We start from the raw sequence: 26,996 nt of genomic DNA, 5'->3' as shown, positions 1-26,996 counted from the left end.
TCAGGCCGACTTGTAAAGGGGCAATTGCAGGCGGATTCGGGCGCCGCGCCATGGCCCGGTCAATATGTCAACGCGACCGCCGTGCAGCCGCGCAATCTGCCGCGTCAGGTTAAGACCAAGACCGGCACCGCTGGAACGCGGCCGCAAGCGATAAAACGGCTCGAACACGTGTTCATGCTCTTCCTCGGGAATACCCGGTCCTTCATCGCGAACCTCAATGCCACCCGCTTTGTCCACCAGTACGGTGATTGTTCCCGTCCCGTCGCAATGTTCGATGGCATTGCGGATAAGGTTGGCCACGGCTTGTTCGATTTGCAGGGCATTGACCTGTGCGCGGACGCTTTTGGGTGCCGGTTCGAATGAAAGATCATAACCGGCGGCAATCGCCAATGGCGCGAAGTCCGCCACGATCTGCCCCGTCAGTTCGACCAGATCGACAACTTCCCCCGGCCCCACCGGCTGGTCGAGCAATTGCCGGTCGAGCAATTGCTGCGCCAGATGAGAGAGACGCTCAATGTCCTGCAGCAAACGGGCGCTTTGCGGATCCTCTGTCAGAAGCTCGGCGCGTGTACGCAGAATCGCGATAGGAGTTCGCAACTCATGCGCTGCATCCGTCAGGAAGCGATTGTGCTGATCATATCCTTGGCCAAGGCGTGCAAGCGCGTGGTTGAAGGCTTGGACCAGCGGTGTGATTTCCGACGGCACCTGTTCGATCGGCAGTTGCATGGCGCGGTTGTTGATGTCGATACGTCCGGCCTGGCTGGCGATGGCAACCAGGCCGGCCAGAGATCGGCGCACCACCGCCGGCGTTGTCACCAGCGTTGTTACGCCCATGACAATGATGATGGGCAGAAGCAGTGCGACGATGATGATGATCAGAACAGGAATAACCCTGATCCAGGCTGTGGTTCCATCCGGATTGCGCGCCATATCGACCTGCATGTCGATATTGACTTCCAGCCCTTCGTTCTCATCCCGCGATGCACGGGTTGAAGTAATGACCTGTATCGGTCCCGCCTTGGTATCAATCTTCGAAACCACCGCCTCGGGTCGCAGATCGCCCTCTCGAAAACCGAGCGTCGCATGATCCACGGCTTTCAGGAGATCACTGGTATCATTGCCATAACCGACGGGAACGTCACCACGTTGGACAGCCTGACCATTCGTGTCACGTGCTATGTACCAAAGTTTTGGAAATTCCTGCAGAAAGGTTTTTAGCTCTTCCGTCTCATGAACGATCAGTTTGCCATCGGCATCCCTGTCGATTGCGCTCTTCAGAATGGCAACCGCCGCCTCATTGTCGATGAGCAGCCGCGGATTGGCCACCCACAACACCAATGTGAATAGGCCGATAAAGATAAGCAATGTCGCCGCCTGCAGCAAAATGAGCCTGCGCACCAGAACCCATTGCAATGAGCGCGGGCGGGTTTTCTTCATACAATTGCCCGTAACAGATAGCCGAGATTGCGTATAGCCCGTATCTCGACACCTGCCGACACATCCTCCAGCTTGCGTCTCAGCCGCGATACATGCGCGTCAAGCGCGTTGGATCCGATTTCATCGTCCATGGCATAGACGGATTCCTCAAGTGTCGCGCGCAGAACTGTCCGGCCGGGGCGGCGGATCAGCGTCTCAAGCACCAATCGCTCGCGCCGCGGCAACTCCAGCGGCTGATCTTCTATCAGCGCCTCCCGGTGGCGAAAATCATAGGTAAGGCGCCCGATAACCGTTTGTTCCGCGCGCAGCGTGAACGGACGCCGATGCAATGCCCGCAACCGGGCCATCAGCTCTTCCGTCGCAAAGGGCTTTACCATGTAATCGTCGGCCCCCGCATCGAGCCCGGCAACACGATCACTCAGGCTGCTCATGGCGGTCAGCACGATGACCGGGGCATCGACATGCAGCGCCCGCAGTCTTGGGATCAGACTGAGGCCTTCGCCATCAGGTAATCGCCGGTCCAGCACGACAGCATCATAAGGGCCAAATTTTGCCATGGCCTCGGCGTCGGCCAATGTCGATACATGATCGACGACCACATCGCGACGCTCCAGCGCGGCCTTCAGGACCGAAGCCATTTCCGGCTCGTCCTCAAGCAGCAAGATGCGCATTTGAATTCTCCGTTCGTAGAAAGTCGGCAGCAATACCGATTGTGGCGGTCAAATCTCTACCATGCATCGCAAGCAAAAGCAGTGTCACTCACTCGGCACGGCCGCCGGCGAGGATGCTTACTCACACTCCAGTTTTGGTTTACGGAAGTTGGTGATATACCAGCGGCCGCCCGACGACCGCGCATAGAACGTATAGAAACACTCCTTCTGTTCGACATAGCTTGGCGTTTCCGTTTCGATATATCGCCTGCCATGCCTTGTATCGCGAACTTCACCAGTGGATGTGCCGGATACGGCATTGGTCGATATCTTGCGCCACTGGTACGCGCGCTCGCCTGGCCCCAGATCGAGGACTTCGGTCGGCGGCCCGTAGTCGATAACCACGGATTCCAGCGGCTGCCCGATATAATTCTTCATGATATCGGACGCACACCCGGCCAGAACCGCTGCAGCCAGTACGAAACCGGCTCCGATTGCCCGCTTGCAATTGCGAGCATTGCGTGTCGACATGTGGAAGATTCCCATCAAAAATATTCATGAGCGGCAACTAGGCTGCGAAGATTGCACCGACATTACCGGAGGGTTGCGGGGGCTGACCGCTGCTTCACAATTCATTGCAGGGCGTATCAGCTATCGGAAAATTTCGCAGAAAGCTTTCCATCTTTGCTGAACTTGCGCTAAGGAACCGCCATCCCTTTCAAACACTCCTAGAGGTTTCCCCGAAATGGCATCGAAAAAGCTCCTTCTTCTTCCCGGCGACGGCATCGGACCTGAGGCAATGGCCGAAGTTCGCAAGATTATCGCCTATATGAATGCTGAACTGAAAAGTGGCTTTGAACTTGAAGAAGGCCTTGTCGGCGGTTCCGCTTACGATGCCCATGGCAAGGCGATCTCAGATGCCGACATGGCCAAGGCCATGGCCGCCGACGCGGTTCTCTTCGGTGCCGTCGGCGGACCGAAGTGGGACAGCGTTCCCTATGACGTTCGCCCGGAAGCCGGTCTTCTGCGTCTGCGCAAGGACATGGAACTGTTTGCAAACCTGCGCCCTGCCATCTGCTATCCCGCGCTGGCCGATTCCTCGTCCCTCAAAAAAGACGTGGTTGAAGGTCTCGATATCCTGATCGTGCGGGAATTGACCGGCGGTGTCTATTTCGGTGAACCGAAGGAAATCATTGACCTCGGCAACGGCCAGAAGCGCGGCATCGATACCCAGGTCTACGATACCTATGAGATCGAGCGTATTTCGGGCGTCGCCTTTGAATTGGCCCGCACGCGCCGGAACAAGGTTACATCGATGGAAAAGCGCAACGTCATGAAATCGGGTGTGCTGTGGAATGAGGTCGTTACAGCAACCCATAAAGCCCGTTATTCCGATGTTCAGCTCGAGCACATGCTGGCCGATGCCGGCGGCATGCAGCTCGTGCGCTGGCCCAAGCAGTTCGACGTGATTGTCACGGACAATCTCTTCGGTGACATGCTTTCCGATATTGCCGCCATGCTGACCGGTTCTCTCGGCATGCTGCCCTCAGCCTCACTCGGTGCGCCAGATGGCAAAACAGGCAGCCGCAAGGCGCTCTACGAACCCGTGCATGGGTCGGCCCCCGATATCGCCGGAACCGGCGCCGGCAATCCGATTGCAATGATCGCCTCCTTTGCCATGTGCCTGCGCTACTCATTCAACATGGTGGAAGAAGCGGACCGGCTGGAAGCTGCGATTGCCAGTGTGCTTGGCGACGGCATCCGCACCGCCGACATCATGTCGGAAGGCAGCACCAAGGTTGGTACCACCCAGATGGGTGATGCGATCCTTGCCAAATTCAAGGCGCTCGCTGCCTGATCACACTCATACGGACAAAGAAAAGCCCGGCGCGAGGAATCGCGCCGGGCTTTTTATTGAGCCGTCGACTACTTGATGTCGTGCAGATCCTCGTTTTTGGTTTCACGAACGAAGATCAGGCCGATCACCAGCGTCATGGCTGCAATAACGATCGGGTACCAAAGGCCATAATAGATATCGCCCTTGGCGGCGCTCATCGCAAAGACCGTTGCCGGAAGCAGGCCACCGAACCAGCCATTGCCAATGTGATAAGGCAATGACATGCCGGTATACCGGATGCGGGTCGGGAACATCTCAACCAGAATCGCGGCAATCGGGCCATAAACCATCGTCACATAGAGCACCAGAACGAACAGGATGGCGATGGTCATCGGCCAGTTAACGGCCTTGGGGTCAGCGACCATGGTGAAGAGACCGCCATTGGAAATGGTATAAACCGCCATCTCCGTGGCACCGGCTGCCTGCTCCGTGGTGATCAGCTTTGCTTTGACGAGATCAGCGACCGGGGTGACCGCCTTTTCGCCGGCACGAACCGCGGCAGCATCGATGTTCAATTCGGGATTGGCCTTGATGAAGCCGTCAAGTTTGACATCGGCTACCTTGGCAGGCGCCCGCACAAGCGGGAAACCGGCCTTCTGCAACGCTAGGTTCAGGTCATGGGTAAGCACGGCGCTTTTGGCAGCAGCATCGGGACCAGCGGCCACGGCATCATAGGATGGAATGACCGTATCGCCGATTTTGACAGTGGCTGGCTGACCGGCGGGACCGGCAACCACTTCATAGGGCACCGAACTGCGGGACAGGAACGCTGTCGCAATGTCACATGAATTGTTGAACTTGGCTGTACCAACCGGGTTGAACTGGAAGGTACAGTCGCCCGGTGCCGCGGTCACCGTAGCGCGGACTGTTGCCTCCGCCTGGGCCAGCGCCGGATTTGCAGCGTGCGTGAGTGCCTTGAACAGCGGGAAGTAGGTCAGGATTGCCAGGGCAAGACCTGCCATGATGATCGGCTTGCGGCCGATCTTGTCGGAGAGCCAGCCAAAGAAGACAAAAAATCCCGTGCCAAGCAGGAGCGCGATTGCAATCATGATATTGACGGACTGCCCATCCACCTTCAGCACGTTCTGCAGGAAGAACAGGGCATAGAACTGGCCGGAATACCAGACAACAGCCTGACCGGCGGTCAGGCCGAACAGGGCGAGCAGCGCAATCCGGGCATTTTTCCACTGACCGAAAGCTTCTGACAGCGGTGCCTTGGAGCCCTTGCCTTCTTCTTTCATCTTCTTGAAAGCCGGTGATTCACTCAACGAGAGCCGAATCCACACCGATATTCCCAGAAGAACAAATGAGAGAATGAAAGGCACGCGCCAGCCCCAGGCAGCAAATGCGTCCTTGCCAAGCCAATTCTGGACGATGAGGATAACCACCAGAGACAGAAACAGACCGAGCGTTGCGGTCGTCTGGATCCATGACGTGTAATAACCGCGACGATTGTTCGGCGCGTGTTCCGCCACATAGGTTGCAGCACCGCCATATTCGCCGCCGAGAGCCAGTCCCTGCAACATGCGCAGCGCAATCAGGATGATCGGTGCGGCAATGCCCCAGCTGCCTGATCCTGGAAGAATACCGACCAGAAACGTCGACAGACCCATGATCAGAATGGTCACCAGGAAGGTATATTTGCGGCCGACGAGATCGCCGATCCGTCCGAAGACCAGGGCGCCGAAGGGGCGGACGAGAAAGCCCGCGGCAAACGCCAGAAGCGCAAATATGTTGCGCGTCGCTTCAGGGTATTCACTGAAAAACGCTGCACCAATGAAGGCAGCTAATGAGCCGTACAAGTAGAAATCATACCATTCGAAAACAGTTCCGAGTGAGGAAGCGAAGATAACTTTCTTCTCCTCTCTCGTCATACCCCGGCTGGCAGTACCAGCCACAGAAGTGGTCGCCATTTGCATTCCTCCCAGAAAACAGCATTTACGCCGGGACTCGATCGGCTCAGCAACCGCTCACGTCCCTCGGATTTGTCACTGCGTATGAATCAACGGCAAAGTCCTGCGGGACTTCGACTGACCTTACGCCGGTGAATGTCCTCCGGAACTCTCCCCCCAAAGGTCATGCACCCCATGCACCGCTCAAGTGTTGAACAAATATTCGCGAAAGCAAAGACCGCATTTTACGGCAAAAGTTCAAAATTGTGCGTAACGCGACATATTCTTCTCTTTTGAATGGACAATTGACTCTTTTTGGAAAGCGGATACAAGCATGTCAGGTTAAGGAGACGCCCCGTGAGCAGCGAATCAACTGCACACTTTTTGACGAGCGGTTCCGGCATTCGTGCCGGATGCGCAGGCGCGTCTGTTCTTTCCACCAAAATGCCGGCCAAAACGACCACCAAAACGGTCTGATTTCCCTTGGCCTGCTCGCCCCCTCCCGGGTCCGGCCCGGGGGAAAAGACCCGCAATGGCCAGCGGGTTTTTCGCAAAGAGCGGTGAGGGACAGGAGATAACACAGATGAGTTTCAAGGTTGCGGTTGTAGGCGCCACAGGCAATGTGGGCCGCGAAATGTTGACAATACTGGAAGAGCGCGGCTTTCCGGTCAGTGAAGTCGTGGCGCTCGCCTCACGCCGGTCCCAGGGCACCGAAGTCTCCTTTGGCGACCGCACGCTGAAGGTCAAGGCCCTCGATACCTATGATTTTTCCGATACCGATATCTGCCTGATGTCGGCTGGTGGCAATATATCCAAGGAGTGGTCGCCGAAGATCGGGGCGCAGGGCTGTGTCGTCATCGACAATTCCTCCGCCTGGCGCTACGATTCCAACGTTCCGCTGATCGTGCCGGAAGTAAATCCGGACGCGATTGTCGGTTTCTCCAAGAAGAACATCATTGCCAACCCGAACTGCTCCACGGCACAGCTTGTGGTGGCGTTGAAGCCGCTACATGACAAGGCCAGAATCAAGCGTCTTGTGATCGCCACCTACCAGTCGGTTTCCGGCGCCGGCAAGGATGGCATGGATGAGCTGTTCCAGCAGTCACGGGCGGTGTTCGTTGCCGATCCGGTGGAAGCCAAGAAGTTCACCAAGCGCATCGCTTTCAACGTCATCCCGCACATCGACGTCTTCATGGAAGACGGCTACACCAAGGAAGAGTGGAAGATGGTCGCCGAGACCAAGAAGATGCTCGATCCCAAGATCAAGCTCACGGCGACGTGTGTCCGCGTACCCGTCTTCATTGGACATTCCGAAGCCGTGAATATCGAATTCGAAAGCCCGATGAGCGCTGAAGAAGCCCGCGAGATCCTATCGGATGCACCGGGCTGCCTGGTTATCGACCGGCACGAGGATGGCGGCTACATCACCCCCTATGAAGCAGCGGGCGAAGACGCCACCTATATTTCGCGTATCCGCGAAGACATCACTGTCGAGAATGGCCTGTCGCTTTGGATTGTTTCGGACAATCTGCGCAAGGGTGCGGCCCTCAACACCATCCAGATCGCCGAGCTTCTCGTCGCGCGCGGGCTGATTCAGCCGAAGCAGCTCGCAGCCTGAAACCCGGCATGCCGCAAAAATAGAAAAGGGCGCAGTTTCTGCGCCCTTTTTCGTTGAAGCAATTGCCGCGCCCGAACTCAGGCCCAGGGATGCCTTTGGGCGTTGGCCGCCTCGAAGCTGTCGATCTTGGCCGCCTTTTCCATAGTCAGGCCAATGTCATCAAGACCGTTCAGCATGCAGTAGCGGCGGAATTCATCAAGATCGAAACTGATCTGGCCGCCATCCGGGCCCTTGATCGTCTTCTCTTCCAGATCGATCGTCAGCGTTGCATTGGCGCCGCGCTGCGCATCATCCATCAGCTTGTCCAGGTCCTCATGGCTGACGCGGATAGGCAGGATGCCGTTCTTGAAGCAGTTGTTGTAGAAAATATCGGCGAAGCTGGTCGAGATGACGCAACGGATACCGAAATCGAGCAATGCCCACGGCGCATGCTCACGGCTGGAGCCGCAGCCGAAATTGTCGCCGGCCACCAGAATCTGGGCCTTGCGATAGGCCGGCTTGTTGAGGACGAAATCCGGATTTTCCGAACCGTCTTCATTGTAACGCATTTCGGCAAAGAGCCCTGTACCAAGACCGGTGCGCTTGATCGTCTTCAGGTAGTCCTTCGGAATGATCATATCCGTGTCGATATTGATGATCGGCAACGGTGCGGCAACGCCGGTGAGCTTGGTAAACTTGTCCATGATCTCTGCCTGTAGTGTTCGGTAACATGAGTATCTTCGCTTTACACCAGCTTGACGGCGAATCAAAGACTTTCCCCCTGTGGCAGATTGGGGCAGGCCACGCCGCATGATTGCGCTTGTCTTGCCCCGTCGATCAATGCAAAAAAGTGCCATGCGCAAAACATTTCGCCCTCGCCGCTCGGTTCTCTATGTTCCCGCCTCGAACGCCAAGGCTCTTGCCAAGATTGCGAGCCTTGACGCAGATGCGGTCATTTTTGATTTAGAGGACGCCGTCGCTCCGCAGGCCAAGGACGATGCCCGCGAAGCATTGCGCAATTATTTTCGCGCGAATCCGGCAAGCAAGGCCGAACGGATCATCCGCATCAATGCACTTGCAAGCGAATGGGGCGCCGAGGATCTTCTCGCCGCGCGCGCCTGCAAGCCTGACGCCATCCTTCTCCCCAAGGTGGAAACACCGCAGGACGTGACTGGCGTGACTGAAATACTTGAGGAAACCGATGCATCCGAAAACATTCGGCTGTGGGCGATGATCGAGACACCGCGTGGTATCCTCAATGCGGACGAGATCGCCGAGCTGGGTCTGCGATCCACCGGGCGTCTGGATTGCTTTGTCGTCGGGACAAACGATATAGCCAAGGAAACCGGTGTGAGCACGGATGGCAATCGCGCCTATCTCGTCCCGTGGCTGATGCAGATCGTGCTTTGTGCCAAAGCCGGAAAGCTGGACGTGATCGATGGCGTCTATAATGACTTTGCCGATGCGGTGGGTTTCACGCTTGAATGCGACCAGGGCTCAAGGATGGGTTTTGACGGCAAAACGCTCATTCATCCCGCACAGATCGGTGCTGCAAATCACGCCTTTTCACCGGATAAGGCAGCCCTTGCCGCCGCACGATCGATCATCGAGGCATTTTCCCTTCCGGAAAATGCTGACAAGGGCGCAGTTGCCCTGAACGGAAAAATGATAGAACGCCTGCATCTTGCCAACGCGGAGAAGATGATGGCCAAAGCACTGATGACAGGAGACAAAGCATGAAACTTTATCGCTTTTTGACCGGACCGGATGATGCCAGCTTCTGCCACAAGGTAACGGCGGCCATCAACAAGGGCTGGCATATCTATGGTTCCCCCACCTATGCATTCAACACCGTTACCGGGGTGATGCAGTGCGGTCAGGCTGTTGTAAAGGATGTCGATGGCGTCGATTATGAGCCGGGTATCAAGCTCGGCGACTACTGACCGGTGGCGGCGTTCCACACAGGATGCCGTTTGAGCGCTTGATATTGCTGCTCTGACGTACGCGCCATGGCGTCTTCGCGCGAGACCGGCCTGTCCTCAAACGGAATAGGCCGGTCAAACCGGCTGATGGCAGGGTCCCGTCAGCCGATTATTCGACACTTGCCTCAATGCGCTCCATATCCTCGTCCGAGAGGCCGAAGTGATGGCCGATTTCATGGATGAGGACATGGGTAACGATATCCCCCAAGGCCTCCTCATACTCCGCCCAGTAATCCAGCACGGCGCGGCGATAAATCGTGATGATATTGGGTCTTTCCCCGGTTTGAAGCGAGAACCGTTCTCCGATACCCCGGCCTTCAAACAATCCAAGCAAATCAAACGGCGATTCCAGCCCCATGTCCTCGACAATCTGATCATCGGGGAACTCCGATACCTGAATGGTGATGTCACCGCACAAACTGCGAAAATCGTCGGGCAGATGTGCATAGGCCTCTATCGCGAGTGATTCGATCTCACTCAAGGCTGGTGACAAGCGATTGCCCCAATCGGCGGTTTGATTACTTCTGGCCATTAAAACTCCTGGAGCACTTTCCGGCCTCATATAGTGCCTTTGCAGCAAGGATGCGAGTGGTATGCAGACTAACCCCGCATTGGCACCAGAAGCCGCTCCATACGCCGGAAGCTTTCAGCAAGCACTGTCGCGTCTTTGAGACCATGCGCGAGCATGATGCCGCCCTGCCATTCGGCCAGGGCATTGCGGGCGGTTCCAAGTGCTGCAGAGGGGCGCACGCCGGTTCGCCCCAGCTCTCTCCCAATGAATCCGATCAGGAGGCTGAAAACTTCGGCCGCCCGTTCGGCGGCTTCCGGCGATTCATGGCGAAAATCCCGTATTCCCAAGGCGATCGGGCAGCCATTCTCGACACGGCTTTTGAGGGAATGCGACAGCTTTTCAATCAGCAGCAGCAGACGCTTGCGCGGATCCTGATCCGCTTCGACAATGGCCGTCAGCATATCCTCGGTTTCAGCAACGAAAATATCGGCAACGCCGCGCGCCAGCTCTGCCTTTGTCTTGAAATAATAATAGATGTTTCCAAGCGGAATTCCCGATTCCGCCGCGATGTGCGCAAGGCTTGTCACGGTAAAGCCCCGCCGCCAGAACAAGCCGGCGGCCGTGGCAACAAGGATATCACGTTTGTCGTTCCGCCTGGCCATCGCACCACCTTCGAATATCAGTTGTTCAACTGACTCATATTTTGGCAGGTTCGGCAATGATTGCAGTAAAAATAAACTAATCTTCGATGGTTCGCGCTTCCGATGGCAGCATGATCGGTATCCCGTCCCGGATCGGATAGGCGAGACGAGCCGACTTCGAGATCAGCTCGGACCTCTCCTGATCGTAGACAAGCGGCCCCTTGGTCAGCGGGCAAACCAGAAGCTCAAGCAGCTTGCGATCAATGGAAGGGTCGCGTTTTGGTTCGATCATGGCTCGCTTCCTCGGGGATTACTGCAGGTTCGATTCGTAACCATCCTGGTCTTTCGCCAGCATGATTTCGGTGATCGCGATCAAAGTCTCGGCCCGCGTTTTCAGATCGGCGGCTTCCAGCAAAGCCTGCTTTTCCGCGGCTCCAAAGGGCGACATCATGGCGAGGGCATTGACCAGCGTTTCGTTGCCCGCGCGGGAAATACCGTCCCAATCCGCTTCGAGGTTGTTGGCATCGAGATAATCCCGGAAGACGCGCAGCAGCGCCGGCCGGTCGACTTCCGAGTCGTCTGCCTCGTCCAGATCCGCCAGAAGCGGCGCAATCTTGCACTGACGGAACGGTGTCCGTGTGGAAAGTTCCTTGACAATTCGAAAGCGGCAAATGCCCTGCAATGTGATGAGAAGGCGCCCGTCACCGGTCTCGGCAAACGATGTGATGCGGCCAAGGCATCCCACTTCACACAGTTCATCCGCGTCCGTATCGCCCTCGTCAAAGCGTGGCTGAATCATGCCGATGACGCGCTTTCCACTCAAAGCCGCGTCCACCATGGCCAGATAACGCAGTTCGAATATATTCAACGGCAACTGACCACCCGGAAGCAACAGGGCTCCCGAAAGGGGGAAAATCGGCACGCTTTCCGGAATATTGTCCAGCGTCCGATAACGAACATTGCCTGCTTGCATCACCAGCTCCAGTGATTGATCCGCAGCATCAGGGATCGATCGCTATTGTGCCCTATTTCAGTCAGGAAAACAGCAGGGAAGACAGTTTCCGGCGCGCGGTCAGGGAAGCCTGATCAGCCGGACCCCATGCGTCGAAAAACTGCAACAGCTGTTTGCGGGCTCCGTCATCATTCCAGGTACGATCGGCCTTCATGATGGCGAGAAGATGATCGGCCGCCTCATCCCGCTGTCCGGTGGCATTCAGGAACATGGCAAGGTCGAACCGCGCCTGATGATCCCTGGGATTCGCCGCAAGTTTTGCTGCCAGCGCAACAGGGTCACCCAGCTTGGCCGCTTGATCAGCCAGGGCAACTTTTGCTTCTGCCGCACGCACACTGGCATCGTCTTTCTTGTTCGCGGGAACCTGCTCCAGAACGGCCTTGGCCTGGTCAAGATCACCCAGATCAATCAGGCAATTGGCAAGTCCGGCAAGCGCCGCCACATGATCGGGCACTTCCGCCAGAACGGCCGAATAGATCTGGGCGGCCTGCTCCATATCTCCCGCTGCTGCAGCCTGGGTAGCCGCATCCAGCGCCGATTGAATGGCCGCATCCCTGCCGCCATCCGGTGACGCAATGCGATCAATGAATTCCTTGACCTTTGATTCCGGCAATGCGCCCATGAAACCATCGACCGGCTTGCCATCAGCAAAGGCAATCACCGCCGGAATTGATTGAATACCGAGCTGCCCTGCAATGGCAGGGTGCTCGTCAATATTCATTTTAACCAGCTTTACCCGCCCGCCGGCGGCATTGACCACCTTTTCAATGATCGGTGTCAATTGCTTGCAGGGCCCGCACCAGGGGGCCCAGAAATCGACCAGAACCGGTTGGCTCTTCGATTCGGCGATCACATCCGCGGCAAATCCCGCCGTGGTGGTATCCTTGATCAAGGCGCCAGCTGCGGTTGGGGCGGCCGCGGGGGCCGCGCCGCCATAGGATACCGTCGTTGTCGCAGCTGCACTGCCGTAGCCGCCGCCGAACGGGTTATCAGTATTGCTCATCAAAATTCTCCCGTATCCGCTGGTTACATGTTTCCCGGGTCCGCTTGGACCGGTTTACAGCCTGCACTCAGGTTGGGTTGGATTCATCAATTTTCAAGATCAGGGGTTCGTGATCGGTGGATGCGAGAAACCGTAAGAGATCGTCTCGTCGAATGGATGTTGTGGCATCGTTGCTCAGCGGGTGCGCATTGATGATCTCATTGTGCATGAGAGCCTCATCAAGCACGACCTTCACCTGATGTTCCTCGTCGTTGATAATGCCAAGCACACTGACCGAACCCGGAACAAGCCCAAGATACTCCATCAGCTTTTCCGGTTTGCCGAATGAAACGCGGCTTGATGCACCAATCTTGGTATGGATTGTTTTGAGATCGACCTGCGCCTCTTCATCCACAGTGACGAGAAAGAACTTGTCCTTCTTGTCCTTCAGGAACAGGTTTTTGGTGTGGGCACCTGGAACCTGCCCGCGCAAATCCTGCGCTTCGGCAACGGTGAACACCGGAGCATGCCGAATCGTTGACACTTTGATTCCGAGATCGTCGAATTTCTGCATCAGTTCTGCGTATGTCTTGGGCATTCTGGCTCTCGCGGCACCGGCAATCGGAAAATATGCTTTTGTTGTCCTAATCGCTTCACCGCACGCTCTCAAGCGAAAACCCAGCCGCACCTTGGTTTAATCGGACATTTCATTGCCGGGCCGATCCATCCGTTGAATTTTTTTTCGAATATCGTCACAAAGTCAAAAATTCACTGTTGCAATTGGTCTGTCCTTGGGTCATATAGGCCCCGCTTCGCAAGACAAACTGGCGCATGCGGGAGTAGCTCAGGGGTAGAGCACAACCTTGCCAAGGTTGGGGTCGAGGGTTCGAATCCCTTCTCCCGCTCCAGTTGTTCGAAGTTCAAAAGGCCCGGTTTTTACCGGGCCTTTTTGCTTTTAGGCCTGACTGCGCCATTGTCGTCAAAACCCTTTGATTGCCCGATATTCACTGCGGCTGGCAACGATGCCGTCTCCTTGATGGCTGTTTGTCTCACCCGGTGAAGGGCCCGCAATTGCAATCCGCGTTCAATGCGCTAAACCCTTCGGCATGGCACAGAAGAAAGCACACGAGGTTGATTCCTTCCTGAAGAGGCTCGACAGGGCTTATCCGATCGTACTGCTCTACGGCCCCGACAAGGGCCTTGTGAGCGAACGGGCCGGCGTCTTTATCAAGCTGACAGGACTCGCCCAGGACGATCCCTTTGCCGTCATACGCCTCGATGCCGATGATGTTCAGGCAGAGCCCGGGCGGCTGTCCGACGAGGCCAACACCATTTCCATGTTTGGCGGCGAGCGCCTGATCTGGGTCCGTAACGCAGGCGGACAGAAGGGATTGGCCGATGCCGTAACGCATCTGACGAAAACACCACCCGTCGACACATTCATCCTGATCGAGGCGGGCGACCTCAAGAAGGGCGCAGGTCTGCGCGGCATTGTCGAGCAGAGCGCAAGCGCCATGGCTTTGCCTTGCTACAGCGATGATGCGAAGGGCGTGGACGCAACCATTGATGACATGCTTGCCCGCAACAAGCTGCAGATCACGCTGGATGCCCGCAATCTGCTGAAAGAAAGCCTTGGGGGAGACCGGCTGGCCACGCGCGCCGAGCTTGAGAAAATCTGTCTTTATGCCCACGGCTGCGAACGGATAACCATTGAGGATGTCCGCGATATCATCGGCGATGTCAGCGCTACTTCCTACGAGACGATTGTCGATGCCATGATGACGGGCAATCTGACGGATTTTACCCATGCATTCGATCGGGTTATCGGTTCCGGATCTTCGAGCTTTCTGATCCTGAGTTCCGCCATACGCCAGTTCCAGACATTGCAAAGCCTGCGTTACGGCATGGAAACGGAGGGCAAGAATGCCGGATCGGCCGTGGCATCCGCGCGTCCGCCGGTGTTTTTCTCGCGACGGCGGCTGGTGGAAACCGCACTGCAGCGCTGGACAACACAAAGTTGCGCCCGCGCCATCGAACGGTTGCAGAAAACTGTACTGGAGAGCCGCCGCAACGCGACACTTTCCATACCAATCATTCGTCAGTCACTGATCGCTCTGGCTGCTGAAGCCGCCCGGGCAGGGCGGAGCGGCCGTTAGGTAACGTCCGCGCGCATCTCCCATGCGCGTCAAAATCGTGCTAACTATTTGAATTAAAAGAGCTTACTGCGTCACCGCTCAGCTTTGCAGCCGGCGGCAGATCTCATCCAGCTGCTCCAGCGTTGCGTAATGAATACGCACGTCTCCGCCCTTGGCCTGATGATTGACCGTTACACGCATCCCAGTCACGTCCGACAGCAGTTTTTCCAGTGCCCGCGTATCCGCGTCCTTGTTTTCATCATTGTCCGCCTTGACTTTCGGAGCGCTCGGTTTGCCGCCGCCCTGGGCCAGTGCTTCCGCTTGACGAACAGACAGGCCGTCGCGAATGATCCGCTCGGCCAGGACATCCGGATGTTCCGCGGTGATCAGCGTACGTGCATGTCCAGCCGACAGGGCGCCATTCGTAATGTGGTCGCGAACCGTTTCCGGCAGTTTCAACAATCGCAATGTATTGGCCACGTGGCTTCGGCTCTTGCCGATAACCTGGGCCAAGTCCGCCTGCGTATAGTCATGATCGTCAATCAGTTGCTGATAGCCCATGCCTTCTTCAATCGGATTGAGGTCGGCGCGCTGAACGTTCTCGATGATCGCCAGTTCAAGCGCGACCCGGTCATCGACTTCGCGAATGATCACGGGAACAGTGGTCAGACCAGCACGCTGCGCCGCGCGCCAACGCCGCTCGCCGGCGATCAGCTCATAGCGATCCACGGAATCCTTGACGGGTCGAACCACGACAGGCTGAACAATGCCGTGTTCGCGGATCGACTGGGTCAAATCCTCCAGATCGGCTTCCGTGAACAAACGCCGGGGATTGCGCGGATTGCGCGTAACAAATTCAATGGGAACCTGACGATCCAAAGTGGCGATGCGCGGAGGAACATTTTCTTCCGGCAGACGGTCCATCTCTCCAATGAGCGCAGCAAGACCTCGACCGAGGCGCTTTTTTGACGGATCTTCATTCATTGTCATAGGCTCTCATAAATGTTTCGTATTCGAATCGATCAAGCAGCACGCAAATGCCGCTCCCTTTGAATAACTTCCGACGCCAGCTGCAAATAAGCCTGGCTGCCCGCACACTTCAGGTCATACAGAATGGCGGGAGTCCCGTAGGAGGGCGCTTCCGAGACACGCACGTTGCGCGGAATGACCGTGCGATAGACTTTGTCGCCCATAAACGAACGGACATCGTCAACAACCTGTGTCGCCAGATTGTTTCGGCCGTCAAACATGGTCAGTACAATACCCTGAATGTTCAGGGCCGGATTGAGCGCTGTCCGTACCTGGTTGACGGTTTCGAGTAGCTGACTCAATCCTTCCAATGCGAAAAACTCACATTGTAACGGTACAAGCACGGAATCGGCCGCTGCCATGGCATTCATGGTGAGGAGATTGAGCGATGGCGGGCAATCGATCAGAATATAGGTAAAGGGCGAGGCCGCATTATCACCACGAAATGCCTTGCGCAAACGCGTGGCACGGTCGGCAGAGCCAGCAATCTCCATCTCAACCCCCAGAAGGTCGAGCGTAGACGGAATGAGCGACAGGTTGGGAACAGCGGTCGCAATGGCTGCCTCGCCGACGGATGCAGTCTGCATCAGGACATCATAGGACGACAGATCACGGTTCTTGCGATCGATGCCCAGGCCGGTACTGGCATTGCCCTGGGGATCGAGATCGACAATCAGGACGTTCTCGCCAATGGCTGCAAGCGCCGTAGCCAGGTTGATGGCAGTTGTGGTCTTGCCCACGCCGCCCTTCTGATTGGCTATGGTAATGATACGAGTCTGACTGTTCATCACTGTTTTCCCGAGCAAACCATTACTATCGGCGATAAAACGAAAAATGACCTATTTCGCCGCCAGGTTGCGCCGCACATTGCTGATCTGCAACACCACCGACTCAACATCGACCACACTGGCATGTTGTACCAGATCAAATGACCAGCCGTCACGGCTTTCCTCGATCTCGCGACGATAATCCCGGCCTTTTTGAAAAAGTGCCGTTGCGCCGTTCGTCAGCCAGGGCTCTGTCAGCGCAAAAAGTTCCTTCAACGGCGCAAGTGCACGGGCCGTAACAACATCAGGTGTGTCGATTTTCGACCAAACCGCATCAATCCGAACTGGATGCACCGTTCCAGGAGTGTGAAACTGGCCCAGAGCGGTCCGCAAAAACGCAGCCTTCTTGCCATTGCTCTCGACAAGATCAATCGCCGCACCCGCCGTTTCCTTCAGGAGAATAGCAAGAACAACGCCTGGAAAACCGCCGCCTGAACCGAGATCAAGCCAGCGCTTGGCTTCAGGCATAAGCGGGCGGAGCTGTACGCTGTCGATAATATGCCGTTCCCACAGCTCATCCAGCGTGGCGGGGGAGGCGAGATTGATCGCCTTTGACCACTTTCGAAACAGATCTTCGAAGTCAATAAGGTCCTTGACTGTTTCACGTGAAACATTGGGGATAACCCCACACAGCTTCTTCTCCCGCCAATCGCTCACGCCACGTCTCTTGCGACAGTGTTGCGACGAATCTGCGTGATAATAAGGGCAAGCGCAGCCGGCGTCATGCCATCGATGCGCTGGGCTTCCGCAATCGAACGCGGCTGGCGCTGCTTCAGCTTCTGCTTCAACTCATTGGACAGGCCGGAAACCACCGAAAAATCAATGCCCTGCGGTATGAGCAGCGCTTCTTCGCGTTCCATCGCGGCAACGTCGGCCTTCTGGCGTTCGAGATAAACCGCATACTGCGCTTCGATCTCCAAAGCCTCCGCCACACGACCGTTAATGTCAGCCAGTTCCGGCCAGATCAGCTGCAAACGCGCCAGGTCTATCTCAGGAAAGGCAAGCAATTCATAGGCCGAACGGCGAACGCCATCCTGGTTGAGATGCAGATTTACGGCCGCTGCCGCATTCGGTGTGATGGTCAAGCGCTTTGCCAAATGACGCGCCGCATCCAATTGATCCGTCCGTGCCCCGAAGCGATCCCGGCGATCCGAGCCCAATATTCCCAATCGGTCCGCCATCGGTGTCAGACGTTCGTCGGCATTGTCCGCCCGCAGGGAAAGCCGGAATTCCGCACGCGACGTGAACATGCGATAGGGTTCGCTCACGCCGCGCGATGTCAAATCATCGATCATCACCCCGATATAGGCTTCGGTACGATGAATGATCACAGGCTCGCCACCGCCGGATAGCCGCGCCGCGTTCAGTCCCGCCAGCAAACCCTGTGCCGCCGCTTCCTCATATCCCGTTGTTCCATTGATCTGCCCGGCGAGAAACAGGCCGCCGATGCGCCGCGCCTGCAGGCTTCGATCCAACTCGCGCGGATCAATGTAGTCATACTCAATGGCGTACCCCGGCTGCAGCATGGTCGCGCGCTCAAGACCAGGTATCGTCTTGAGAATTTCCAACTGCACATCCTCGGGCAGGGATGTTGATATCCCATTGGGATAGACCGTATGATCATCCAAACCCTCGGGCTCCAGGAATATTTGATGGCCATCCCGATCGCCAAATTTGACGATCTTGTCTTCCACAGACGGACAATAGCGCGGGCCAATGCCTTCAATCGATCCGGAATACATCGCCGAGCGATGCAGATTCGCGCGGATAATGGCGTGCGATTCCGGCGTCGTGCGCGTGATCCCGCAGTCGATCTGCGGGTTGGTGATGACATCCGTCATCAGCGAAAACGGCAGCGGATCTTCATCAGCGGATTGAACGTCAAGCCCTGACCAATCGATCGTGCGGCCATCCAGCCGCGGCGGCGTGCCTGTCTTCAATCGGCCCAAAGCGAATGCATGTCTCGTCAGGGTATCCGACAAACCGAGGGCAGGGGCCTCGCCCATTCGGCCTGCTGGTATCTTCTTTTCACCGATATGGATCAAGCCGCGAAGAAATGTTCCCGTCGTCAGGACAACAGCACCACAGGAGAAAACGCGGCCATCCATCAATTGGACGCCTGCAACCTTTCCGTCGTGAATGACCAGATCGTTGGCGCCACCTTCAACGACAGTCAGATTCTGCTGTTCTGCAATCGCCGCTTGCATCGCCAGCCTATAGAGCTTGCGGTCCGCCTGGGTGCGCGGGCCGCGCACAGCAGGGCCCTTGCGCCGGTTGAGAAGTCGGAACTGAATACCAGCGGCATCGGCAACGCGGCCCATCAGACCATCGAGCGCATCGATCTCCCGGACCAAATGCCCCTTGCCAAGACCGCCGATGGCGGGATTGCAGGACATGACACCGATCGTATCCGCTTTGTGCGTCACAAGCGCCGTGCGTGCGCCATAGCGTGCTGAGGCCGCTGCGGCTTCACAGCCGGCGTGCCCACCACCAATGACGATGACGTCAAAATTGTCTTCCACGAGCCAAACTTTCCGAGATTCGAATTCAGTGTCTTGATGAGCAAATCAACGCCCTGAGTCAAGTGTGAGTCAAAGAACAATGTTTCACGTGAAACAATTCGTACGCGCAGATCGCCGTTATAGTTTCAATGTTTCACGTGAATCATTTGCCTATACAGAACTGTGAGAATACCACATCGAGAATATCCTCGACATCCACGTCTCCAGTAATCCGGCCCAATGCATGCGAGGCCCGGCGTAGATACTCAGCGCGAACTTCCAGCGGCGCGGCTACGTCAGCCACAGCGTGATTGATTTCCCGGCTCGTTTCGGTGAGTAATTCCATATGACGGCGGCGGGTGGGAAGCGGATCAGAGAGATTCCCAGCTGCAGATTCGGCCCTGGATTGCAAAGCCGCTATCAGATCATTCAAGCCCTCACCTGAGCGGATTGAAACTTTCAGATCATAGCTATCGGATGTCGTTCTCTCGACAACATCCAGTTTCGTTCCAATTCGCAGCGTATCGATCGCATCCAGTTCGACAAATGGCGCTGGAAGCGGGCTCGCCATATCCGTCAGCAATAGTACCAGATCCGCGGCGTGCGCGCGGTCAAGCGCCCGTTCAACGCCGATCTGTTCCACCTTACCCTCGGTTTCCCTGAGACCCGCCGTATCGGTGATAAGGACGGGCAAGCCCCCCAGATCAAGTTTGATTTCAATCAGGTCGCGTGTCGTTCCCGGTTCGTCGGAGACAATCGCCACATCGGTTCCCGCCAGGGCATTCAGCAAGCTCGATTTGCCGGCGTTCGGCGCACCAACAATCACCACACGGAAGCCGTCGCGCACGATTGCGCCACGTTTTCCCTCCGCTACGTGTTGTTCAATCTTTTCCGCAAGATCACGCATCGATATCCAGACTTGATCCGATACGGAACTGGGTACGTCGGATTCGTCAGCAAAATCGAGTTCCGCTTCAATCAGAGCGCGCGCGCGGATCATCTCGGTGCGCCAGGATGAATAGAGCTGAACTTGCGAACCCGATGCGATCTGCAGTGCCAGGCGGCGCTGACCATCGGTCTCAGCGGCGATCAGATCCGCGAGACCTTCAGCCACCGTCAGATCGAATTTTCCATTGGCAAAGGCGCGCCGTGTGAACTCACCGGGTTCGGCCAAGCGGCAATTGTCAAAGGTATAGAGAAGCGAAATCATGGCATCAACAACCGCACGACCGCCGTGCAGGTGAAACTCGCCGCAATCCTCACCGGTAAAGCTATGGGGATTGGAGAAAAACAACACGAGTCCCCGATCAACGGGACTACCAAGTGAATCGCGGAACGTACGTAGCTCAGCCCGCCGCGGCGACGGAAGGTTACCGCAAATTGTTTCGATAACGAATCGAGTCTTCGATCCGGAGATACGGATCACGGCGACACCAGACGGAAGCCGCCCACTGGACAGGGCAAAAATAGTCTCGCTGAAATTCTGGTTCTGTTTCATTTGCATTTATCCACGGCTACACTGCATGACTTGATAACCCTCAAGCCGGCATTCGGGAAGAGCGGAGTAATCCAATGTATCAGCAAGCCAATCTGCTTGGAAACGAGTCCAGCCCGTATCTTCGTCAGCATGCCGGCAACCCGGTGCATTGGCGGCCGTGGGGAAAGCTTGCGCTGGCGGAGGCACAGGAGACGGGCAAGCCCATTCTGCTGTCCGTTGGTTACGCTGCCTGTCACTGGTGCCATGTCATGGCGCACGAAAGTTTTGAAGATGGCGACGTTGCTGACCTGATGAATGCCCACTACGTCAATATCAAGGTGGACAGAGAAGAACGGCCGGATATCGATCAGATCTACATGGCAGCTCTTGGCGCAATGGGAGAGCAGGGGGGCTGGCCGCTGACGATGTTTCTCACACCGGAGGCAAAGCCGTTTTGGGGAGGAACCTATTTTCCCAAGAACTCACGCTATGGCCGGCCTGGTTTTGTCGACGTGTTGCAGTCTATCGACAGGGTATGGCGCGAAGACCGCGCGCGCGTTGTCCAGAACGTCGATGCCTTGACCAGCCACGTCAGCGCCCGTCTTGACGCCCAGGCGGGTCCGGCAGCGCTGGACAAACATATCTTTGATCAGTTTTCCGCCAATATATCCGGCATGATCGACATGCAGAAAGGCGGCTTGACCGGCGCTCCCAAATTCCCGAATGCGCCTTTCATGGATACACTCTGGCTTTCATGGCTGCGCAACGGCAATGCCCAGCATCGGGATGCCTTTCTCAGGAGCCTGCAAATGATGCTGCAAGGCGGCATCTACGATCATCTCGGCGGCGGACTGTCCCGGTATTCCGTCGATGATCGCTGGCTTGTTCCGCACTTTGAAAAGATGCTTTACGACAATGCCCAGTTCATCCGTCACGCGACGTACGCCTATGCCGAAACCAAAGATGAATTGTTCCGCCTGCGAATCGAAGAAACTGTCGGTTGGCTGGAGCGCGAAATGCTGGCGAACCGCCAGCGCTTTGCCTCGAGCTTGGATGCCGACAGCGAGGGTGAAGAGGGCCGGTTCTACGTTTGGTCTGCGGATGAAATTCCGGCGACGCCGGATTTCGATATCTTTCGCACCGTTTACGATGTCCGCCCAGAGGGAAACTGGGAAGGCAAAACCATTCTCAATCGCCTGACCTCGCCCGGCTCATCAGATGCGGACACCGAGGCACATTTGGCAAAGGCTAGGCAGATACTTTTCAACCGCCGCGAGAGCCGGGTCCACCCCCATCGCGACGACAAGTCGCTCACTGACTGGAACGGGCTGATGATCCGTGCGCTCGCGGAAGCGGCGCGGTTATTCCAGCGCAAGGATTGGCTGGATCTGGCATTGGGCGCTTATCGTTCCATATCCGAATCGATGGTTGATGGGCGTCTGCCGCATTCCGTTCTGGAACAGTCCCGCCTCTTTCCCGGCTTGTCATCGGATTATGCATCGATGATCAATGCCGCCATCTCCCTCTGTGAAGCGACGCAGGACAAAACGTTTCTCGACGACGCGGCTCTTTGGCTCCAGTCTCTTAACCGCTGGCATCTTACGGAAGATGGCAATCATGCCCTCAGCGCCATTGACAGCACCGATGTCATCATCCGCGTGCGCGGTGATCAGGATGAGGCCATACCGAGTGCCACCGGGCAGATCATCGAAGCCATCTCGCGTCTGGCGACAGCAACATCGGACTACGCATTGCAACAGCGAGCCGACGAACTCGCTGAAAACGCGCTCGGCCGTGTGCTTGAACAGCGCTATGGCCAGGCCGGTGTTCTCAACAGCGCAAGCCTGCTGCTGGAACCGATGAAGCTTGTGCTGGTCACTCCGGACAAAGGCCATCCGCTCCTGCGGCTTGCAAACGATTATCCGGATCCGCGCCGTACTGATATCTGGATGGAGTTTAGAGAAAACACCACAATCGAGCTGGTGCCCGGCAGCGGAGCAATCACCATAAAAAAACCCGCGGCCTATCTCTGCCGCGGGTTCGTGTGTCTGGCGCCTGTCGAAACGGCCGAGGCGCTGGCAGCGCTGCTCAAACCGCAATCCTAGGACTGTTACGTATTCATCGAATCGAAGAATTCGCCGTTGGTCTTGGTCTGCTTCAACTTGTCGATGAGGAACTCGATCGCATCCGTGGTGCCCATCGGGGCCAGAATACGGCGCAGGACAAAGATCTTCTGCAGATCCTGACGCGGTACGAGCAGGTCTTCCTTGCGCGTGCCGGATTTCAGAATATCCATGGACGGGAAAATGCGCTTGTCGGCAACCTTGCGGTCGAGCACGATTTCCGAATTGCCCGTACCCTTGAATTCTTCAAAGATCACTTCGTCCATACGGCTGCCCGTATCGATAAGGGCCGTCGCAATGATCGTCAGCGATCCGCCTTCCTCGATGTTACGTGCCGCACCGAAGAAACGCTTGGGGCGCTGAAGCGCGTTGGCGTCGACACCACCGGTCAAAACCTTGCCGGATGATGGCACCACGGTGTTGTAGGCGCGGCCAAGGCGCGTAATGGAATCGAGCAGGATGACCACATCGCGGCCATGTTCAACCAGGCGCTTCGCCTTCTCGATGACCATTTCAGCCACCTGAACGTGGCGGGACGCCGGCTCGTCGAATGTGGAGGAGACCACTTCGCCCTTCACGGAACGCTGCATATCCGTGACTTCTTCCGGACGTTCATCGATCAGAAGAACGATCAGATAGCATTCGGGATGATTGGCGGTGATGGAATGGGCAATGTTCTGGAGGAGAACGGTTTTACCGGTACGGGGCGGAGCGACTATGAGACCGCGCTGGCCTTTACCGAGGGGTGCCACCAGATCGATGACGCGGGCTGACAAATCCTTGGTCGTCGGATTTTCCAGCTCCATCTTGAAACGCTCATTCGGGTAGAGCGGTGTCAGATTGTCGAAGTGGATCTTGTGGCGGATTTTTTCCGGGTCTTCGAAGTTGATGGTGTTGACCTTGAGAAGGGCGAAATAGCGCTCACCTTCCTTGGGCCCACGGATCGGACCTTCGACGGTATCACCGGTTTTCAGCGAAAACCGCCGAATCTGCGATGGGGAGATATAGATGTCGTCGGGGCCTGGGAGATAGTTTGCATTGGCAGAACGCATGAAGCCGAAGCCATCCTGCAATATCTCGACCACGCCTTCGCCGATAATTTCGACATCCTGGGAGGCTAGTTTCTTCAAGATCGCAAACATCAGTTCCTGTTTGCGCATGACACTGGCGTTTTCGACTTCCAGTGTTTCAGCAAACGCCAGAAGATCAACCGGCGTCTTGTTCTTGAGTTCTTGTAGTTTCATTTCCTGCATGTGTGCGGAACTCTTAATCTTATAGGTTTGAAATGGGGAAGGGAAATGACGATGCCTGAATGCAGTGCCATGTATGAATGGCTGAAGATCGCTATGGCGGTATTTCCAGAGAAGAGCCCCTATCTAGCCAATCATGACTGCAAGGGCAAGGGGTTTCATGAGTGGTATTGATATCAGGCAGAAAATAAAATGATGAGTCAAAATGGCTTTATGATGACCATGATCACGATAATGATCATCAGAACCGTCGGCACTTCATTCATCATCCGCCAGAAACGGGCAGGCTTTGCGTTTCTATCCTCGGCGAACATGCGGACAGCCTTGGAAAAGTAGCCGTGAATGCCGGAAAGGATCAGGACGGCCAGGAATTTCACATGAAACCAGCCGTCCATATAGGCAACCGTTCGCCACGCGAGCCAAAGTCCGGCGGCCCATGTCACCATCATGGCCGGATTGATGATGGCCTTGAGCAACCGGCGCTCCATCACCTTGAACGTTTCCGATTGGACGGAGCCTTTTACGGCGGCACAATGATAGATGAAGAGGCGCGGCAGATAGAGCATCCCGGCCATCCAGGAGATGACGGCAATCACATGCAATGCCTTCACCCAGAGATAGGCGTTGTCGGGATAGAGATAAACCAGCGTCACAACAACCAATGCAAGAACGATACCGATCGCCTTTGCCATCGATGCTGTCTTGCTTGAATTTTGAACCGGCATCTCGTTGTTGTTCATAATCATTTCCCGGCATTCAACGTGTCAGTTCCTGGCCGTCGCCTGCCGCACGCGCGCAACCATCTGTTCCACATGGGAGACGGGAGCATCGGGGGTGATGCCATGGCCAAGATTGAAGACCAGCGGGCCGTGACCCAGCCCGTCAAGAATGGCATCGACGCCTTCATCCAGCGCTCGGCCGCCGGCAACAACACGCAAGGGATCAAGATTGCCCTGAATTGCCCCTCCACCTTGAAGTGAAGACGCCAGCGACAGCGGCACCGTCCAGTCGAGGCCCAAGGCTGTCACCCCAGTGCGTTCGCGATAATTCACATAAAGCGCGCCGGCACCTTTGGGAAAACCGATGATCGGGACATCCGGGTGGGATGCATGCACCTTTTTGACGATCCTGGCCACGGGAGCGATACAGAACCGCTCAAAGCAGGCTTCGTCGAGAACACCAGACCAGGAATCAAAAATCTGCACCGCGTCAGCACCGGCATCGATCTGGCGGATCAGATACTCCGCTGAAACATCGGCGAGCTCGTCCAGCAGTTTCTGGAAGGCATCCGGATAGCGATAGGCGAAGAGGCGGGCCGGAGCCTGGTCCGGTGTTCCATGACCGGCTATCATATAGGTCGCCACGGTCCATGGAGCGCCACAGAAGCCAAGCAGGGTGGTTTCCTGTGGCAGTTGATGTCGAAGCAGCCGAACAGTCTCGTAGACAGGATCCAGGCGTTCCACAGCCCCATTAGGTTCAAGCCAGAAAATGCCATCCGCATCAATCGGCGTCATCAAAGGGCCTCTGCCCTCTTCAAAGCGCAGATCACGGCCAAGCGCATGCGGCACGACAAGAATATCGGAAAACAGGATTGCCGCATCAAATCCGAAACGGCGGATCGGCTGCAGCGTCACTTCGACGGCCAGATCCGGCGAATAGCAGAGATCCAGAAAACTTCCGGCGTTCTTCCTAACTTCCCGGTATTCGGGGAGGTAGCGTCCAGCTTGGCGCATCATCCAGATGGGAGGCGGAAAAACTGTCTCGCCTCTAAGGACTTTCATCACTTTGCGGACCATTCCGTCTCTCTCCAGCTTTGTCTTACAAAAAAGAAAATTGGATATTTTCTGATTTTCTGATTCTTAGAGTCTGTTTGTATCGGGAATTACCAGATTGCCAACTTTTTCCCACAGGCAATTGGAGTAATGCGAAACAGGGAAAACCATAAAGCAAAATTCAGGAAAAGCGGTAATAAAGAAAAATACCGTTCATTATCAGTCTGTTGAATAACATCGATCTGTGGATATCCATGTGGGAATACGGGGAACAACGGACGAAGAGTCGCAACAATCCCCAGATCGCAGCTATGCCCGGAAGAGTCATCCACAAGTGGGCTCGCTGTGGATGACTTGCCAATGATTCACATGACTGCCATTGCTTGTTCAAAACCGGGAGAATTCTCCCCAGTCATCAACAGGGAGTCGAGTTTTCTGTGACAAAGCCAGTCAACTACTTCCATCTTCACATGATTTCTGATGCGACCGGAGAGACTCTCCTGGCGGCGGGTCGCGCAGCCGCGGCGCAATATGTGCATGCGCGCGCCATTGAACATGTCTATCCGCTCATTCGCACGGAAAAGCAGATCAAAAAGGTGCTTGAAGGTATCGATGCAGAACCTGGCATTGTCCTTTATACCATCGTGGACAAACGGCTTGCGGCAATGATCGATGAAAGCTGCGCGACGATTGGCGTTCCCTGCGTGTCCGTTCTTGAACCGGTCCTCAGCATATTCCAGTCCTATCTCGGTGCTCCGGCGGGACGGCGGGTTGGGGCGCAGCATGTGCTCAATGCGGAATATTTCCGCCGCATCGATGCGCTGAATTTTACCATGGAGCATGATGACGGCCAGCTGCCGCTCGATATCGAAGAAGCCGATGTCATTCTGATCGGCATTTCACGGACGTCGAAAACCCCGACAAGCATTTATCTCGCCAATCGCGGCATCAAGACCGCCAACGTACCCATCGTTCCCGGTGTGCCCATTGCCGATGTGATTATCAATGCGGAGCGGCCGCTGATTGTTGGCCTAATTGCCTCGGCAGAGCGGATCTCACAGGTGCGCCAGCATCGCATTCTCGGGGCGACCCCGGGCTTCGATACGGATCACTATCTTGACCGGGCCAACATTATTGAAGAGCTTTCCTATGCGCGGCAGATTTGCCATCGCTATAATTGGCCTATGATAGACGTTTCACGCCGTTCTATTGAAGAAACCGCGGCGGCGGTTCTCGCCCTGCGTTCCCAAGGGCGATAGCCGCATTGTTAATCAGAGAAGA

At 56.2% G+C, this 26,996-nt stretch carries 26 protein-coding genes and 1 tRNA gene; 8 read left to right on the top strand and 19 right to left on the bottom strand.

Annotation, left to right across the window (positions count from 1 at the left end):
- The 3 genes from RDL77_RS04260 to RDL77_RS04250 all read right to left on the bottom strand — a co-directional run bounded on the left by RDL77_RS04260 (position 1) and on the right by RDL77_RS04250 (position 2,618).
- Positions 1-1,437, bottom strand: coding sequence for a HAMP domain-containing sensor histidine kinase (locus RDL77_RS04260; RefSeq protein WP_288191913.1), 1,437 nt, complete (start codon positions 1,435-1,437; stop codon positions 1-3).
- Positions 1,434-2,108, bottom strand: coding sequence for a response regulator transcription factor (locus RDL77_RS04255; protein ID WP_223613928.1), 675 nt, complete (start codon positions 2,106-2,108; stop codon positions 1,434-1,436). The genes RDL77_RS04260 and RDL77_RS04255 overlap by 4 nt, the downstream gene beginning before the upstream one ends.
- Positions 2,109-2,225: 117 nt before the next feature.
- A complete protein-coding gene (locus RDL77_RS04250; protein ID WP_288191912.1) occupies positions 2,226-2,618 on the bottom strand; it encodes a hypothetical protein in 393 nt (130 codons plus the stop codon).
- A gap of 214 nt (positions 2,619-2,832) precedes the next feature.
- Between RDL77_RS04250 and leuB the strand changes: the two genes are divergently transcribed.
- Positions 2,833-3,945: a 3-isopropylmalate dehydrogenase gene (leuB, locus tag RDL77_RS04245; protein WP_288191911.1), complete on the top strand. Its 1,113-nt coding sequence runs from the start codon at positions 2,833-2,835 to the stop codon at positions 3,943-3,945.
- Between the two features lie 68 nt (positions 3,946-4,013).
- On the opposite strand, the gene RDL77_RS04240 is transcribed toward leuB, so the two are convergent.
- Positions 4,014-5,897, bottom strand: coding sequence for an MFS transporter (locus RDL77_RS04240; protein ID WP_288191910.1), 1,884 nt, complete (start codon positions 5,895-5,897; stop codon positions 4,014-4,016).
- 562 nt (positions 5,898-6,459) lie between these two features.
- On the opposite strand from RDL77_RS04240, the gene RDL77_RS04235 reads away from it, so the two are divergent.
- A complete protein-coding gene (locus RDL77_RS04235) occupies positions 6,460-7,494 on the top strand; it encodes an aspartate-semialdehyde dehydrogenase (protein ID WP_223613932.1) in 1,035 nt (344 codons plus the stop codon).
- Between the two features lie 77 nt (positions 7,495-7,571).
- Here the strand turns inward: RDL77_RS04235 and leuD are convergent, their stop codons facing one another.
- Positions 7,572-8,177: a 3-isopropylmalate dehydratase small subunit gene (gene leuD / locus RDL77_RS04230; protein WP_105734158.1), complete on the bottom strand. Its 606-nt coding sequence runs from the start codon at positions 8,175-8,177 to the stop codon at positions 7,572-7,574.
- Positions 8,178-8,328: 151 nt separating this feature from the next.
- Between leuD and RDL77_RS04225 the strand changes: the two genes are divergently transcribed.
- Positions 8,329-9,213: a CoA ester lyase gene (locus tag RDL77_RS04225; RefSeq protein ID WP_288191909.1), complete on the top strand. Its 885-nt coding sequence runs from the start codon at positions 8,329-8,331 to the stop codon at positions 9,211-9,213.
- A complete protein-coding gene (locus RDL77_RS04220; RefSeq protein WP_105734156.1) occupies positions 9,210-9,416 on the top strand; it encodes a DUF1737 domain-containing protein in 207 nt (68 codons plus the stop codon). Before RDL77_RS04225 ends, RDL77_RS04220 begins: the two co-directional genes overlap by 4 nt.
- A 148-nt stretch (positions 9,417-9,564) precedes the next feature.
- Here the strand turns inward: RDL77_RS04220 and RDL77_RS04215 are convergent, their stop codons facing one another.
- The 6 genes from RDL77_RS04215 to RDL77_RS04190 form a co-directional block, all read right to left on the bottom strand.
- Positions 9,565-9,987, bottom strand: a complete 423-nt coding sequence (locus tag RDL77_RS04215; protein WP_223614138.1) for a metallopeptidase family protein — start codon at positions 9,985-9,987, stop codon at positions 9,565-9,567.
- A 68-nt stretch (positions 9,988-10,055) separates the two neighbouring features.
- Positions 10,056-10,628: a TetR/AcrR family transcriptional regulator gene (locus RDL77_RS04210; protein WP_288191908.1), complete on the bottom strand. Its 573-nt coding sequence runs from the start codon at positions 10,626-10,628 to the stop codon at positions 10,056-10,058.
- Between the two features lie 76 nt (positions 10,629-10,704).
- Positions 10,705-10,899 (bottom strand): Trm112 family protein, encoded by a 195-nt coding sequence (locus RDL77_RS04205; protein WP_288191907.1) that lies wholly within the window; start codon positions 10,897-10,899, stop codon positions 10,705-10,707.
- A gap of 18 nt (positions 10,900-10,917) precedes the next feature.
- Positions 10,918-11,580 carry an LON peptidase substrate-binding domain-containing protein gene (locus tag RDL77_RS04200; protein ID WP_223613936.1) on the bottom strand — a complete coding sequence of 221 codons (663 nt, stop codon included), beginning with the start codon at positions 11,578-11,580 and terminating at the stop codon, positions 10,918-10,920.
- A gap of 61 nt (positions 11,581-11,641) precedes the next feature.
- The gene (gene trxA / locus RDL77_RS04195) at positions 11,642-12,622 is read right to left on the bottom strand and encodes a thioredoxin (protein WP_288191906.1); all 981 of its coding nucleotides are present in this window, start codon (positions 12,620-12,622) and stop codon (positions 11,642-11,644) included.
- Positions 12,623-12,689: 67 nt separating this feature from the next.
- Positions 12,690-13,199 carry a prolyl-tRNA synthetase associated domain-containing protein gene (locus tag RDL77_RS04190; RefSeq protein ID WP_223613938.1) on the bottom strand — a complete coding sequence of 170 codons (510 nt, stop codon included), beginning with the start codon at positions 13,197-13,199 and terminating at the stop codon, positions 12,690-12,692.
- A gap of 235 nt (positions 13,200-13,434) precedes the next feature.
- Here RDL77_RS04190 and RDL77_RS04185 point away from each other — a divergent pair.
- Both RDL77_RS04185 and holA read left to right on the top strand, forming a co-directional pair.
- Positions 13,435-13,509, top strand: a tRNA-Gly gene (locus tag RDL77_RS04185).
- Positions 13,510-13,707: 198 nt separating this feature from the next.
- Complete coding sequence (holA, locus tag RDL77_RS04180; protein ID WP_288191905.1) at positions 13,708-14,757, top strand: DNA polymerase III subunit delta; 1,050 nt, start codon at positions 13,708-13,710, stop codon at positions 14,755-14,757.
- A gap of 78 nt (positions 14,758-14,835) precedes the next feature.
- On the opposite strand, the gene RDL77_RS04175 is transcribed toward holA, so the two are convergent.
- The 5 genes from RDL77_RS04175 to mnmE form a co-directional block, all read right to left on the bottom strand.
- Positions 14,836-15,720, bottom strand: a complete 885-nt coding sequence (locus RDL77_RS04175) for a ParB/RepB/Spo0J family partition protein (RefSeq protein WP_288191951.1) — start codon at positions 15,718-15,720, stop codon at positions 14,836-14,838.
- 38 nt (positions 15,721-15,758) lie between these two features.
- Positions 15,759-16,553, bottom strand: coding sequence for a ParA family protein (locus tag RDL77_RS04170; RefSeq protein WP_223614140.1), 795 nt, complete (start codon positions 16,551-16,553; stop codon positions 15,759-15,761).
- Positions 16,554-16,604: 51 nt separating this feature from the next.
- Complete coding sequence (rsmG, locus tag RDL77_RS04165; RefSeq protein ID WP_223613940.1) at positions 16,605-17,249, bottom strand: 16S rRNA (guanine(527)-N(7))-methyltransferase RsmG; 645 nt, start codon at positions 17,247-17,249, stop codon at positions 16,605-16,607.
- Positions 17,246-19,114: a tRNA uridine-5-carboxymethylaminomethyl(34) synthesis enzyme MnmG gene (gene mnmG / locus RDL77_RS04160; RefSeq protein WP_288191903.1), complete on the bottom strand. Its 1,869-nt coding sequence runs from the start codon at positions 19,112-19,114 to the stop codon at positions 17,246-17,248. The genes rsmG and mnmG overlap by 4 nt, the downstream gene beginning before the upstream one ends.
- A 142-nt stretch (positions 19,115-19,256) precedes the next feature.
- Positions 19,257-20,591, bottom strand: coding sequence for a tRNA uridine-5-carboxymethylaminomethyl(34) synthesis GTPase MnmE (gene mnmE, locus RDL77_RS04155; RefSeq protein WP_288191901.1), 1,335 nt, complete (start codon positions 20,589-20,591; stop codon positions 19,257-19,259).
- Positions 20,592-20,665: 74 nt separating this feature from the next.
- Here mnmE and RDL77_RS04150 point away from each other — a divergent pair, with 74 nt between their 5' ends.
- Positions 20,666-22,675, top strand: a complete 2,010-nt coding sequence (locus RDL77_RS04150; protein ID WP_288191900.1) for a thioredoxin domain-containing protein — start codon at positions 20,666-20,668, stop codon at positions 22,673-22,675.
- Between the two features lie 5 nt (positions 22,676-22,680).
- Here RDL77_RS04150 and rho read toward each other — a convergent pair whose 3' ends face one another.
- The 3 genes from rho to hemE form a co-directional block, all read right to left on the bottom strand.
- Positions 22,681-23,946 carry a transcription termination factor Rho gene (rho, locus tag RDL77_RS04145; RefSeq protein WP_091879370.1) on the bottom strand — a complete coding sequence of 422 codons (1,266 nt, stop codon included), beginning with the start codon at positions 23,944-23,946 and terminating at the stop codon, positions 22,681-22,683.
- Between the two features lie 197 nt (positions 23,947-24,143).
- A complete protein-coding gene (gene hemJ, locus RDL77_RS04140) occupies positions 24,144-24,635 on the bottom strand; it encodes a protoporphyrinogen oxidase HemJ (protein WP_374042659.1) in 492 nt (163 codons plus the stop codon).
- Positions 24,636-24,707: 72 nt separating this feature from the next.
- Positions 24,708-25,739 carry a uroporphyrinogen decarboxylase gene (hemE, locus tag RDL77_RS04135; RefSeq protein WP_288191899.1) on the bottom strand — a complete coding sequence of 344 codons (1,032 nt, stop codon included), beginning with the start codon at positions 25,737-25,739 and terminating at the stop codon, positions 24,708-24,710.
- A 413-nt stretch (positions 25,740-26,152) separates the two neighbouring features.
- Between hemE and RDL77_RS04130 the strand changes: the two genes are divergently transcribed.
- Positions 26,153-26,974: a pyruvate, water dikinase regulatory protein gene (locus tag RDL77_RS04130; RefSeq protein ID WP_223613946.1), complete on the top strand. Its 822-nt coding sequence runs from the start codon at positions 26,153-26,155 to the stop codon at positions 26,972-26,974.
- Positions 26,975-26,996 lie beyond the last annotated feature (22 nt).

The organism is uncultured Phyllobacterium sp. (assembly GCF_902479695.1).
In the GTDB taxonomy this organism is placed as follows: domain Bacteria; phylum Pseudomonadota; class Alphaproteobacteria; order Rhizobiales; family Rhizobiaceae; genus Phyllobacterium; species Phyllobacterium calauticae.
Note: the sequence above shows the minus strand (reverse complement) of the source record. Positions and strands in the feature narration are given on the sequence as shown.